At 34.8% G+C, this 14,661-nt stretch carries 8 protein-coding genes; 4 read left to right on the top strand and 4 right to left on the bottom strand.

The window, feature by feature from the left end:
* Positions 1 to 18: 18 nt before the first annotated feature.
* Both HNS40_RS04435 and HNS40_RS04430 read right to left on the bottom strand, forming a co-directional pair.
* Complete coding sequence (locus HNS40_RS04435; RefSeq protein WP_172278093.1) at positions 19 to 3,390, bottom strand: methylmalonyl-CoA mutase family protein; 3,372 nt, start codon at positions 3,388 to 3,390, stop codon at positions 19 to 21.
* Positions 3,391 to 3,997: 607 nt separating this feature from the next.
* Positions 3,998 to 5,134: a serine hydrolase gene (locus tag HNS40_RS04430; protein ID WP_172278090.1), complete on the bottom strand. Its 1,137-nt coding sequence runs from the start codon at positions 5,132 to 5,134 to the stop codon at positions 3,998 to 4,000.
* A 147-nt stretch (positions 5,135 to 5,281) separates the two neighbouring features.
* Between HNS40_RS04430 and purE the strand changes: the two genes are divergently transcribed.
* The gene (purE, locus tag HNS40_RS04425; protein WP_172278088.1) at positions 5,282 to 5,785 is read left to right on the top strand and encodes a 5-(carboxyamino)imidazole ribonucleotide mutase; all 504 of its coding nucleotides are present in this window, start codon (positions 5,282 to 5,284) and stop codon (positions 5,783 to 5,785) included.
* Positions 5,786 to 5,845: 60 nt separating this feature from the next.
* Here purE and HNS40_RS04420 read toward each other — a convergent pair whose 3' ends face one another.
* Positions 5,846 to 6,490 carry a hypothetical protein gene (locus HNS40_RS04420; RefSeq protein WP_172278086.1) on the bottom strand — a complete coding sequence of 215 codons (645 nt, stop codon included), beginning with the start codon at positions 6,488 to 6,490 and terminating at the stop codon, positions 5,846 to 5,848.
* Positions 6,491 to 6,549: 59 nt separating this feature from the next.
* Positions 6,550 to 9,012, bottom strand: a complete 2,463-nt coding sequence (locus HNS40_RS04415) for a glycoside hydrolase family 2 protein (RefSeq protein ID WP_172278084.1) — start codon at positions 9,010 to 9,012, stop codon at positions 6,550 to 6,552.
* A gap of 173 nt (positions 9,013 to 9,185) precedes the next feature.
* Between HNS40_RS04415 and HNS40_RS04410 the strand changes: the two genes are divergently transcribed.
* The 3 genes from HNS40_RS04410 to HNS40_RS04400 all read left to right on the top strand — a co-directional run bounded on the left by HNS40_RS04410 (position 9,186) and on the right by HNS40_RS04400 (position 14,647).
* Positions 9,186 to 10,037 (top strand): hypothetical protein, encoded by an 852-nt coding sequence (locus tag HNS40_RS04410; RefSeq protein WP_172278082.1) that lies wholly within the window; start codon positions 9,186 to 9,188, stop codon positions 10,035 to 10,037.
* 27 nt (positions 10,038 to 10,064) lie between these two features.
* Positions 10,065 to 12,023 (top strand): glycoside hydrolase family 97 protein, encoded by a 1,959-nt coding sequence (locus HNS40_RS04405; protein WP_172278080.1) that lies wholly within the window; start codon positions 10,065 to 10,067, stop codon positions 12,021 to 12,023.
* A 107-nt stretch (positions 12,024 to 12,130) separates the two neighbouring features.
* Positions 12,131 to 14,647 carry a hypothetical protein gene (locus tag HNS40_RS04400; protein WP_172278078.1) on the top strand — a complete coding sequence of 839 codons (2,517 nt, stop codon included), beginning with the start codon at positions 12,131 to 12,133 and terminating at the stop codon, positions 14,645 to 14,647.
* Positions 14,648 to 14,661: the final 14 nt, after the last annotated feature.

Raw genomic sequence — 14,661 nt, 5'->3', positions numbered from 1 at the left:
TTATCTATGAAATTATAACTACATATTTCTTCTGTATTGTCCACCAATATTGAATAATGCTCCGGTAATTTGACCTAAAGAACAATGTTTGGTGGTTTCCATTAATTGATTGAAAATATTTCCTCCTTTTGAAGCTACTTCTTTTAATTCTGCTATTTCTTTTTCGGATTCTTCTTGATAAGTGTGATGTAACTGACCTAGCATTTCAATTTGATATTCCTTTTCTTCAGGTCTAGCTCTAATCACATTTTGAGGAATAATGGTAGGAGATCCATTCGAGCTCAAAAATGTATTAACACCCATGATTGGAAGTCCTCCAGAGTGTTTAAGCCCTTCATAATATAAGGATTCCTCTTGTATTTTTGAACGTTGATACATGGTTTCCATGGCTCCTAATACACCTCCTCTTTCTGTAATTCTGTCAAACTCTGAAAGTACTGCTTCTTCAACCAAAGCAGTTAATTCTTCAATAATAAATGCACCTTGAAGAGGATTCTGGTTTTTTGCCATTCCCAATTCATGATTGATGATCAGTTGAATCGCCATTGCTCGTCTAACAGACTCCTCAGTAGGTGTAGTGATGGCTTCATCATATGCATTGGTATGGAGTGAGTTACAGTTGTCGTATATGGCATAAAGTGCTTGTAGGGTAGTTCTTATGTCATTAAAATCGATCTCCTGGGCATGAAGTGAACGACCTGAAGTCTGAATATGATATTTTAGTTTTTGTGAACGACTATTGGCACCGTATTTATTCTTCATAGCTTTTGCCCAAATAATTCTAGCTACTCTTCCTATTACTGCATATTCTGGTTCTAATCCATTGCTGAAAAAGAAAGATAGGTTAGGTGCAAATTTATTGATGTCCATTCCTCGGCTTAGGTAATATTCAACATAAGTGAAGCCATTAGAAAGTGTAAAAGCCAGTTGAGAAATTGGATTAGCACCAGCTTCTGCAATATGATATCCTGATATTGATACCGAATAGAAATTATTGATATTATTATCGATAAAGTATTCTTGGACATCTCCCATCAGTTTTAAGCTAAAATCAGTAGAATAAATACAGGTATTTTGGGCTTGATCTTCTTTGAGGATGTCAGCTTGAACCGTTCCTCTTACTCTGCAAATTGTGTCCTCCTTGATTCTTTGATAAACCTTATTAGGTAAAACCATATCTCCGGTTACACCCAGAAGCATTAACCCTAAGCCATTATTTGTTTCTGGAAGTTCTCCTTGATAGGATGGACGTTGAGTTCCTTTTTTGGCAAATAATTCTTCTATCTTTTTATGGACAGAATCCTCTAAGCCATTCTCTTTGATATAGATTTCGCATTGTTGATCTATAGCTGCATTCATAAAATAACCTACTAAAATAGGAGCTGGACCATTAATAGTCATGGAAACAGAAGTTTTCGGATCTGATAAATTGAAACCAGAATATAATTTCTTAGCATCATCTAAGCAAGCAATACTTACTCCAGCATTACCTATTTTCCCATAAATATCAGGTCTACGATCTGGATCTTCCCCATAAAGCGTTACAGAATCGAATGCAGTGGAAAGCCTTTTTGCCGGCAATCCTTTAGATACATAATGGAATCGTTTATTGGTTCTTTCAGGGCCTCCTTCTCCTGCAAACATTCTCGTAGGATCTTCACCTTCTCTTTTAAATGGGAATACTCCAGCGGCATAAGGAAACTCTCCAGGTAGGTTTTCAAGTAATGACCATTTTAAAATATCTCCTTTACTCTTGTATTTGGGGAGGGCCAGTTTATTAATCTTGAGTCCAGAAAGTGTTGTGGTGTTTGTGGTGACTTTAATTTCTTTATCTCTAACTTTATAGGAAAATTCATCACCAGAAAATTGAGCTACTTTGGTGTCCCAGTTTTTTAGTATTTCTTTGTTTCTTGGATCTAAATCTAGATTCTGTTGATGTATTTCTTTATCTAGTTCTTGGATGAGTTGAATTGATACATGGCTAGATTCCAGATGAGATTTGGCCATTTCGAGCCCATGAAGTTGATGCGCCAATTCAGCTTGTTTTTCCACCCATTGGTTATAATTTCTGATGGTTTCTGAAATTTCACTAAGATATCTTGTCCTATTTGGTGGAATGATAAATGTCTTTTTCTGATTTTTCTCTCTTAATTGCTGGCTTGGGAATTTACCTGCGCTAATCTCATTTACCTTTTTAATCAATTCAATATATAATTCTACAACTCCCGTGTCGTGAAATTGAGAAGCTACTGTTCCAAAGACAGGTAAATCATCCAGTTCCGCATCAAAAAGACCATGATTTCTCATGTATTGCTTTTTCACATCACGTAAAGCATCTAGCGCTCCTCTTTTATCGAATTTATTAATGGCGATAAAGTCAGCAAAATCTAGCATGTCAATCTTTTCTAGTTGTGTGGCTGCTCCGTATTCAGGAGTCATTACATAGAGACTTGTATCACTAAACTCTGTAATTTCAGTATCCGATTGTCCAATACCGCTAGTCTCTAAAATGAGGAGATCAAAATTAGCAGCTTTGAGTATGTTTAAAGCATCAGCTACATAGCGCGACAGGGCTAAATTGGCTTGACGAGTGGCGAGAGAACGCATGTAGACTCTCGAGTTATTGATACTGTTCATTCTGATTCTATCTCCTAAAAGAGCTCCTCCAGATTTTCTTTTTGAAGGATCTACCGAGATAATTGCAATGGTTTTGTCCGTAAAATCTGCTAAATATCTTCTAACTAACTCGTCAACTAATGAGGACTTCCCACTACCACCTGTACCCGTAATTCCTATCACAGGGATTTCTTTTGAAATCATGGCCTCTATTTTATTTCTAGCCTCCTCCGTTTCATCAGGATAATTCTCCATGGCAGAAATCAACTGGCCAATATGCTTTGCATCTTTTTGTATGATGAGCTCTTTTTGAAATGTAATATTTTTACCGGTTGGAAAATCAGATTGCTCCAATAAATCATTAATCATTCCTTGTAAGCCTAATTCACGACCATCATCTGGTGAGTATATTCTAGTAATCCCATATTTGTGTAATTCTTCAATTTCTGTGGGTAATATGACTCCTCCACCACCTCCGAAAATCTTAATATGTTCACAATCTTTTTCCTTTAATAGGTCGTACATGTAGGTGAAAAATTCATTATGGCCTCCTTGATAACTGGTGATAGCAATAGCTTGTGCATCTTCTTGTATGGCGCAATCTACTATTTCTTGTACAGAACGATTATGGCCTAAATGAATAACTTCCGCACCACTGGATTGTATGATTCGTCGCATCACATTAATAGCAGCATCGTGGCCATCAAATAAAGATGCAGCAGTTATTATTCTTACATTATTCTTAGGCTTATAAATAGGAGTTTTGCTTTTCATTTCGAATATTTAGCTTTTAATTTCTAGAAATTATCATACGAAAATATATTATGCAAACATAATAAATTTTGAAATGAAAGCCAATTATAAACCTTTCTAACTACTTGATTTGAATATGAAAAACACAGGTCTTATGTTAAAAAATCTCTAAAATTCTTTGGGTTAATAATTTGTGCTTCAGCTTTTGGATATGCTTTTGTGAATAGTTAAAATAGTATCAAGTAAATAATATAAATAATTAGAATAGAATTAATTAACAATACTGCTCAAAACAAGCCATTTCTGCCTTTACTATATCAAAATATCAGTTCATTTCGAGGGACTGTAAGGAAGGAGAAATCTGTTTGTTATAAAGAGTGAGATTTCTCAGTCGAAGCACACTTCTCCTTCGAAATGACCATCAGAAAAACGGAGAGAAAGGGCGCACAAATACCAATGTCAATGTAATTGGGTTTGTGCGCCCTTGGTTACACACAATTACTTCGTTCATTTCGAAGCGTAGCGAGAAATCTTTATTAGTTATTAGGACGCTATTTAATTAATATAAATAATAGGAATAGAATCTTGTAATTAATAAATAATTTATAAGACACATTATAATAGTATGTTATGGCTTAAGTATTTTTTCTGCTATATCTAAATAATGATAAACATCAGAAGGGTGATGATTGATATATTCTGTGCTTCTTTTATGGCCTAATCTAACAATAACAGCATTTTTATCTTTTATTGGAATAATATATTGTCCTAAAATACCACGCATATAAGGTAATTGCTGACCATTATAATTGATGATCCAGTACTGGTAGCCATAATAACTCAAAGGTTTGTTGTCTTCCCCTAATAGCCATTTTGCAGGACTTGTAGCTTCTTTTATATATTTTTCAGAAACGATTTGTTTTGAATTCCAGCTACCATCATTTAGTATTAATTGACCAAAACGAGCAAAATCTCTAGCGTTAGTGTTAAAACAGCAATAAGCTTTCTCCATTCCATCCTTACTGTCTAAATTCCAGAGGGCGTCATGTTCTGAACCTATTTTAGTCCATATTTTCTCTGATGCATAATCGCTGATAGATTTACCTGTAGCTGCTTGTACAACCATGGCTAATACCTCGGTATTACTGCTTAGATAATTGAATTTCTTTCCCGGTTCTTCTACCACAACTAAAGATGTAATTAACCTGGGGAGGTCGCTGCCATAATAGGCTTCTGTTGTTAATGAAAATGGGCTAGAATAGGATTCATCCCAATTGAGGCCAGAGCTCATGGTGAGTACATCTCGTATACTCAAAACACTATTTTTAGGAGTATTGTATTCAGGAATAAAATCCATTACTTTTTGGTCGAGGCTTTTAATATGCCCCTCATCTAAAGCAATTCCAATCAGCAGAGAAACTACAGATTTAGCAGCAGAGAAGGAGTTGGACAGGCTTGTTTCACTATAACCATCCCAGTATTCTTCATAGAGGATTTTACCATTTTGTATCACCAAATAAGCAATAGGTTCTAAAGCTTCCATCTGCGCTCTATCTTCATTACTTATATTATAGGAATTATAATCTTTGTGTATTCCCCATGGTTCTGCTACGTCTGCTTTTATGGTTCTGTTATTGAAAATCTTATAATCATCAATACTTGGAGTCAAATGGATTAATGCTTTTTGCACATATTGAGGTAAGAAAAAATAGGTGACAGCTATTAATACAAAGAAGATGAAAGTGATGCGAGTAAATTTTTTCATGCTTTAGTTTTTGGTATTAGCAATATTACGAATTATTTTTTGATAAAATATTAACTAAAGTTTAGGAGTGTTTCTTTAAGTAGTTTCTGAGGATCATATGAATATTCAATTATTTTTGCACTTCGAAACAAATAAAACAATAGATATATGAAACCATTAGTAAGTATTATTATGGGCAGTACTTCTGACCTTCCAGTGATGGAAAAAGCTGCAAAATATTTTGAGGAAATGGAAATTCCTTTTGAAATAAATGCATTATCAGCACATCGTACACCTGCAGAGGTAGAAGTGTTTGCAAAAAATGCAAAAGAAAATGGAATTAAGGTGATTATCGCAGGTGCAGGAATGGCTGCCCATTTACCTGGTGTGATAGCAAGTATGACTCCAATACCTGTTATTGGTGTTCCTATTAAAGCCAGTCTTGACGGAATGGATGCATTGTTGGCTATTGTTCAAATGCCTCCCGGTATTCCAGTGGCTACAGTAGGAATTAATGGCGCATTAAACGCTGCTATTTTGGCCTCCCAAATGATGGCTACTGGCGATGAGGAATTGATGAAGAAGAACATAGCTTATAAAGAAAACCTCAAGCAAAAGATAGTAAAAGCTAATGAAGAACTGAGTAAACTTGATTATAAATTTAAAGTTTAGTTTTTGAGCTCCAAATTAAAACCCATCAGAATTATTTTTTGATGGGTTTTGTTATTATATTTAGTGTGATTTAGGATTATAATATCCTTTTCTAATTAATTCATCATTTTTGTTATAAAGTCTAATAACTGTAGGAGATATTCCATTTTTAAAATCACAAACTATGTATTTCCCATTTTTATGATAAAAATGCCAAACCCCAATTCTTTTGCCATCAGAGTTTCTATAACCAATATATTTAAGTTTTCTAGGTTGGAATTTAATATGTAATGTTTTGTTTGGAATATCACAATGTTTTATTTTCGATGCATATTTCTCCACTTGGGGAAAAACATCCTTAAAGGTATCGTATTCATATAGACTATATCGATATATTGTACCATCATGATTGTAATAGGTGCTTAGTCCTATGTACTCAATGGTATCAACTCGAGTAGAATATCCATTCATTTGAATTTTCCCATTTTTATAATAGTCATTTACTTCAAATAGTTTTTGACCTTTATAATTGTATTCCGATATAGATAATAACCTATAGTATTTGTGTTTACCTTTTGGTATTTCATTCCATTCTTTATCAAAATAGATAATCTTTTTAGAAAGACTTTGAATTATGGTAGAATCAATATTAGTTGAAGCATAATCTTCTTGTGAAAATGAAGAAAATGAAATCAAAAGTAAAAGGATAATTGTTGCTTTTTTCATTTGGTAAATTTATGGGTCAAATATACCAAATAATCCAGATGTATAAGTATGTTATTAGACTATTTAAAACCGTTCAAGGAAATAATGTCAATGTCTCTAGCCATAATAGTTTTGTTCTCTTCGTTTGGAACAAAATCAATAATCATTTTCATGCCAGGTAATAAATGAAAAAAGTTAGGTTCGAAATTTCCAAATTCGCTGGTGCTCAATGCAACAGAATAATGGAAAGTAGAAGGAGAGGAGCTCACTTCGAATCGGTTTTCGCTAATTTCTTTTAGGTCTAATTCTGCTTTGGGTAATTTGATGTTTTTTGGATTTCCAAAGAAATCGATATGTTCAGCCAATACTTTGTCATCACTTATTAGTTTGCTGTATATAAATGATTTGTGCCGTTCAATTTGGCGAATGTGAAACATAGCTAAATCAAAATCAAGGACTTGATTAGCTGGAATATTAAGCTCTTCAGAAAATCTTTTTAAAGTATCTCCTTTAAGGGACATCACTAGGATTTCCAGTTTAGCTTGAACATCTTGTAAACTATCTGAAACAATAGTACTGATGAGTCTATTATCTACGATTTTTGATTGAACTAAGAAAGTAGCAAAGTCTTGCTGAGCCACATAATGTGTTGCCTTTTTTTGTTTGTAATAATCTATGGACGACCAACTCAGGCCAGGCCAACAATCGTTGAGTTGCCAATATAAAGTTCCCATACATAATGGTTTTGCAAAACGCTGAGCTCTAAAAGCCAAATCCATTCCATAAGCTTGTAATAATTGGCTGACATATATCATCTCTTTAAAGTTAGAGGGCTCTGGATAATATTGCGGCAAATAATCGAGGATGGTTTGATTACCGATGGAGCTTTTTTGATGGGCTTTCATATCCTCCGAAAATAAATCCAATTGAGAGGAGTCGGTAAAACTGAAGATGGTGTTTAAGTGAGGTAGGGATTGAAATCCAAATTCAGAAGAAAAGCGAGGTACTTTTTCCTCATACATTTCAAAAGGTTGTTTGCCCCACCAAATACCCCAATAATGGGAGTCGCCGTGAGTCATGCTTTCTTCTCTTCCCCAACCAAAAACTGGGGAGGATTCTAGATAATCGGTATTGGAGTCGTATTGTTCAACGAGTTTGGGGAGTAGGTCGTCAAATACTTTGAGATAATCATGCCAAGTATCTATAGAATCTTGAGCCGAATAGTTAAAAGCAGTTTGATATCCCCAATTATGCCATAACTCGTTCATCTCGTTATTACCACACCAAAGTGCTAAACAGGCATGGTTTTTTAATCTGAGAATTTGTTGCTGAGCTTCCTCCTCCACATTTTTAAGGAAATTTTCATCGCCTGGGTAGAGGGAACAAGAAAACATAAAATCTTGCCAAACCAGAATTCCATTTTCGTCGCAAAGCTCATAAAACTCGTCCATCTCATAATATCCACCTCCCCATACTCTCAACATATTCATATTGGCTTCTTTGCTAAGCTGAATGGTTTTTTTATAATCCTTCTCCGAAACTCTACTTGGAAAAGCATCTTGTGGAATATAATTGGCGCCTTTCATATAAATGGCTTCTTCATTGACTACAAACTGAAAGCTCTCACCAATACTGTCTTTTTTTCTTTCTAGCTCTATAGTTCTGAGTCCAATCTTCAATTCTTCTTCCCAAGAAGATTTTCCATCGATTACTATAAAAGTAAATTCATATAAATAGGCTTCTCCATAACCATTGGGCCACCAGAGTTTTGGGTTTTCAATTTCAATGATTTTTGAGAATAGGTTAGGACCTTCTGTAAGGTTTGTTTTTTCACTGAATAATAATTCTTGATTTTTAAAGATTTGTATTTCAACTTCTTTTTTTTCTGTTGAATGAATAGGCAATTCGATTTCTAGTTTTGCAATATTTTTTTGCAATTCCTTTTGAGTAAAACTTGGTTTTTCAACAGAAATATCGTCCCAGAATTCTAAATAAACCGGTTTCCATATGCTGGCACCAACAAGGCGAGGGCCCCAGTCCCAACCAAACTGGTAAGGGGCTTTACGTGTGAAAACACTGGTTCTTTTTTCATTTCTGTCGTTGCCTGCAGGTAAACGAATCTCGTGAGCATCATAAAGAGGTTCTGCTATTTTTATAGTAGAATTAAAATGAACTACTAAGTCATTTCTTTCTTGAAGATGCTCAGTCACGTTTTTGGAATACTCTAGGAACATATTATCCGAAGAAAAAATCAATTCCCCATTGAGGTATACATCAGCATAGGTATCTAATCCTTCGAAAATGAGATTTGTCTTCTGCTTTTTTAATTCTTCGCTACTCAATTCAAAAGTCGTAGAATAGGTCCAGTCTTTATTTTCAATCCACTTGAGCTTTTCCTCATTATTGGATAAAAATGGGTCTGGAATCTTTTTGTTTTCTAGCAAATCGAGGTGAATACTTCCTGGTACTCTGGCTATGAATGATTCTTCTATCCCTGGTTCAGAAAAGGTCCAGTTATCAAGTAGTGCCTTCTCAATCCTCATGTTTTGAGGTTGTGGAGCGCAAGAGCTAAGTATGATTATAAAAATAAATAGACTAAAATATCTCATTATGATAGAATTTTAGCAAATGTATATATTTCTGTTGTCTATTGCTTTTGTGCTGAAGAAAAATGAGTATATTCACTAAGAATTTACTCAAAATCAAATCGGCAAGTATGAAGTTAAAGTTCAAACTCTCAGAATTTACCTTAAAAGAGAATACTGACTTTTGGATCATGGTATTTAATTCCTTGGTTTATTATATGTTGGCCATTTTCACTGTGATACTATCCTCTAATTTATTCGCTCTATTATTAGGGTCTTATAATCAGTTTTATGGTAAACTTTTTTATTATGGCTTTTTGATATTCCCTAGTGATGGCCATTGGAGTCATGATGATGTTGCTTTAATTTTCATGTTCGGAACCATGTATACTTTATTCTTTGCCATAATATTTGAAAGGCTTTACAAATGGCGTAGAAAATACAGAGGAAACATCAAACTCTACTTTCTTTGGTGTTACATTCTGGCAATAACATGGTTTTTGGGGAATGTTATTGTGGGTGCTTTTTCAAATTTTAGTGTTGGTGCGGTAATGGATGTATTGAAGATACCTATGGCTATACGTATTATGATGGCTATAGCATTTGGTTTTCTGCTTTTCTTTTTAGGTAGAATCTCTAGAAAACATGTTTTAATCACAGGAAATATGTACTTCAAGCATTTACATTCAGATAGGAATGTGTTTCTCGTTAAAGCACAATTATTATTTCCTGCTGCATTAGGAATTATAGCCTATTTCCTATTTCGGACTCCACATCAGGCCGATTTTCAGTTCAGAGATACCTTGGTGCACATGACTGTTTTTATTTTTATTCTTGGTGTACTTTGGGGTGTTCAACAACCTACTTCCATAGGATTCAAAAAGAAACGTGATTGGGTTGATTTTGATTATTGGGCCTTAGGAAGCTTAATAATTGCAGCCGTTTTTATTCGTATCTATTTAAATAGTGGTTACAGCATCTAATTTATATTTCATTTTAAACACAAACCAATGAAAAAGCATAATTGGCTAATTTTTATTTTATTGATGGCCACCTTATTATCGAATAGTCAAAGTATTATTCAAGAGTCTCCAGACAAATCCTATTCCATAGAAATATTTATTGAAAATCAGGTGAAAATAAGTGTGTATCATGGGGATAGTGAGCTCATACATGATATGATTATTGCTTGTTCGGTGGATGAATACGATATTGATTATTCTAAATATGAGATTAGAAAAGAAGAGCAAATTACATTAATCGTTGAGGATCCAGTTCCTGTTAAATTTGCTGAACAAGAAGTCATCTATTCACAATTGCTTATCGAATTCTCCAATAAAGTGCAATTGGAGCTTTTATTAGGTGATGAAGGTTTTGCCTATAGATGGTTATTCAATTTTAAGAATGATATTTTTATTAATGATGAAATTCTGGAATTTCAATTGAATGATAAGGACTTGGTGTATTTCCCAAAGGAGACTACCATGACTTCTCATTACGAGCGATTGTATGTTAAGAAAGAGCTTAGTGAGATTGACTCAAAAGAATTCTGTTCATTGCCAGTATTATTTCAAAAGCAATTTGGCAATAATGTGTTTTTCTCTGAGGCTGATCTTTATGATTATCCATGTCTGTTTCTAGAAAAGCAAAATGAATCCAATTCCTTTAAAGCGATTTTTCCGAAAGTGGTTTTAGAAATTGAAGCCAATGAAAATGGAGCGGATAGAAACCAAACCATAACTAAGGAGGCTAATTATATTTCTGCTACAAAAGGAAAACGAAGTTTGCCGTGGCGTGTGTTTGGCTTAGCCAAAGATGATAAACAATTGGCTATGAATAATATGGTTTATCAGCTGTCTTCACCACTGAAATTGGAAGATACTAAATGGATAAAACCAGGAAAAGTAGCTTGGGATTGGTGGAATGCCAATAATATTATTGGAGTTGATTTTGAATCAGGAATAAATAACGAAACTTATAAATACTATATCGATTTTGCTTCAGAGTATGGATTGGAATATATTATTTTGGATGAAGGCTGGTCCAAAACGACTACCAACATTTTAGAATGTCAAAAAGATATAAATGTTGAGGAGCTTGTTAAATATGGTCAAGAGAAAAATGTAGGAATCATCCTCTGGACTTTATGGGGGCCTTTAGATGAAAAGATGGACGAGGCCATGAGTTTGTATGAGTCCTGGGGAGTAAAAGGAGTGAAGGTAGATTTTATGCAACGTGCCGATCAATATATGGTCAATTATTATGAAAGAGTGGCACAGACTGCGGCCAAACATCATTTATTGGTCGATTATCATGGCGCTTTTAAACCAGCAGGTTTGAGGAGAGCTTATCCAAATGTGCTTAATTATGAGGGGTTAAAAGGATTAGAAAATGTAAAATGGAGTAAGATAATGACTCCAGAACATAATCTAACTCTTCCATTTATCAGAATGGCAGCAGGTCCAATGGATTATACGCCAGGGGCTATGGATAATGCACATGAGGAGTATTTTAATATTCGATGGAATCGTCCAATGAGTATGGGAACTCGATGTCATCAAGTGGCCATGTATGTGATTTATGAATCTCCTTTGCAAATGCTTTGTGATAATCCTTCTAATTATTATCGTGAAAAAGAAAGTACTCAGTTTATATCTCAGATTCCAACTACTTGGGACGAAACCATAGTTTTAGAAGCAAAAGTAGGCTCCTATATATTAATGGCTCGTAGAAATGGCAATAACTGGTATCTTGGTGGAATGACCGTAGAAGAACAAGAATTTGAAATTGAACTCGATTTTTTAGAAAAAGCTTCTTACCAAGTAGAAATCATGCAAGACGGAATTAATTCTGATAAGAATGCTCAAGATTATAAGCATATATCTACTTCAATAGAATCCTCAGAGAAAATACAAGTGAAGATGCATAAAGGAGGAGGATATACCGCCATTTTAAAGAAAGAAAAATAGGGTGTAAATCATTAGAATGATAATTATTCTTTAATTCTTTTAATGCTCCTAAATTCCTATTATTTTTGTAGGAAATGTAATGACACAATACACAAACACACATACTTATGACTAATATTAAAAGATTTGCAACAATACTTGCTTTTATTGTAATGGTTTTTGGTGTTTCTTTTCTGTTTTTAGATAAAAAGGAATTAGACCAGCCTAAGCTATTACCTGGAGAGTGGATGGGACAGCAAAGAATGTATCCTTATTCAGAAATCAAAACCGATGTTTATTTGGCTGAGATGAAGAAAGCTCATCAGATGAATCAGCAAAGTAGAAGTTTGGATTACGAATGGGAATTTGTTGGGCCGACAAATATTGGAGGTAGAATTACCGATATTGAAATGCCTTTGGGACAATCTGATATTATTTATATCGGAGCAGCAACCGGAGGGATTTTTAAAACAGAGAATGCTGGTGAAACTTGGGATCAACTTTTTGAGGGAATTCCGACCATTTCTATTGGTGATTTAGCCATAGACCCTAATAATTCTGATATTATTTATGCAGGAACTGGAGAGGCTAATTCTAGCAGTTTTAGCTTCCTAGGTAGTGGAGTATATAAATCGGAAGATGCTGGGGAGACTTGGGATTTCTCAGGTTTAGAAAACTCAGCTTATATAGCCAGAATGTTAGTCGACCCTTATAATTCTCAAAGGGTTTTTGCCGCAGCTAGTGGGAATCTGTTTTCTCCAAGCGAAGATAGAGGAATCTACAGAAGTGAAGATGGTGGTGCCAACTGGGAACAAGTTCTTTTTGTTAGCGATACTACTGCGGCTATCGATTTGGTGCAAAATCCAGAAAATCCTGAGATTCTTTATGCAGCTTTTTGGGAAAGAACTAGGGGCTTTACCACTCGTCGTTCTTTTGGAGTGACTACAGGTATTTATAGAACTACAGATGGTGGTGATACTTGGGATGAACTAAGTGAAGGACTTCCTCACGAATTATTAGATAAAGGTAGAGTTGGTATCACTATTTCAGAGTCTAATCCTGAGGTTTTATATGCCACCTACGATATGCCCGACCAAGAAGTTTGGGCTTTTAAAACGGAGGATGGTGGAGACAATTGGAGCCGCCTAAACGATAGTAGCCTAGAAGGAATGGGAAGTAGCTTTGGCTGGTATTTCGGTCAGGTACGAGTTCATCCAGAAGACGAGCAAGTGGTTTTTGCATTAGGTCAAACCATGTATAGAACTACAAACTCAGGAAACTCCTGGACCAATGTGGATAATTCCGGAGTTCATGTTGATCATCATGCCATGTTTTTTGATCAAGAGTCAGATAGAGTGTATTTAGGTAACGATGGTGGTTTGTACTATTCCACAAATTTAGGTTCTAGTTGGGTTAAAATCAATAATTTACCTATTACACAATTCTATGCTTATGATGTGAGTGAAACCAATCAAAATTTTCAAGTAGGAGGGACTCAAGATAATAACTCCATTAGAACGATTAATGGAGATGAGCCTGATACCTGGGAAGCTATTTTGGGTGGAGATGGAATGTATAACAGAATCAATCAACAAAATAATGATATAGCATGGGCAGAATATCAATATGGAGAGCTGTACAGAAGTTATAACGCCCAAGACAATAATCCATATTACGAATATGTAGCCTATGATATGTCAAACGATAGGAAGAACTGGTCGGCTCCTTTAGAGTTAACTCCAGGGCAAAATGAAACAGCTTATTTTGGCACACATAGAGTTTGGAAAACATCTAATAATGGTGATAGTTGGACCGCTGTGAGTCCTGATTTAACCCAAGGAGGTGATAATTATTTTCACTCCTTGACTTGTTTGGCAGTATCCTCTGTGAATCCTTCCTTAGTTATGGCAGGTTCAGCAGATGGACGAGTAAATATCTCTACAAATGGAGGATTGTTCTGGAACGATATTTCAGAAGGATTGCCGGAAAGATGGATTACAGATGTGTATTTCGATCATCAAGTGGCCAATACCATTTATGCCACCGTTTCTGGATTTAGATGGGACGAAGCTTTACCTCATATTTATAAATCTACTGATTTAGGTCAAACTTGGGAAAGTATTTCCGGAAATTTACCAGAGCTTCCTGTAAATCAAATGGTCATTGACTATGAGGATTCTAATGAAATTATTGTGGGTACCGATGCAGGTATTTATATGACCGTAGATGGTGGTGAGAATTGGGAAAGTATTACAGGAAATTTGCCTATGGTTCCAGTGGTTGCTTTTAAATTAATACCTGAAACTAAAGATTTATATGCTGCCACTTATGGTATTTCTACCTATAAAATTAATTTGAATGATGTGAATGTGGGTGTTTCTTCTTTAGGGAATTCAAATGATGAGTTTTCTATTTCTTGGATACATTCAAATGGAGATTTTATTCAAGTTGAAAATAATAAATCTTCCAAATTTGAGATGAAGATCTATAATATGTCTGGACAAGTGGTATATCATAATCAAATTGGACTTTTAAGTATTGGAAACCATCAGCTTGAAGTTCCTTCAAACTTAAAACAGAATACTATATATGTTATTGAGTTTTTAAATGATTCTAACAAAGAGTCTATTAAGATAAAGCTATAAACCCATATTAGCTT

The sequence above is a fragment of the Lentimicrobium sp. S6 genome (assembly GCF_013166635.1).
Lineage (GTDB): Bacteria > Bacteroidota > Bacteroidia > Bacteroidales > UBA12170 > UBA12170.
The sequence above is the reverse complement of the archived record's forward strand: the minus strand, read 5'-3'. Positions and strand labels throughout refer to the sequence as shown.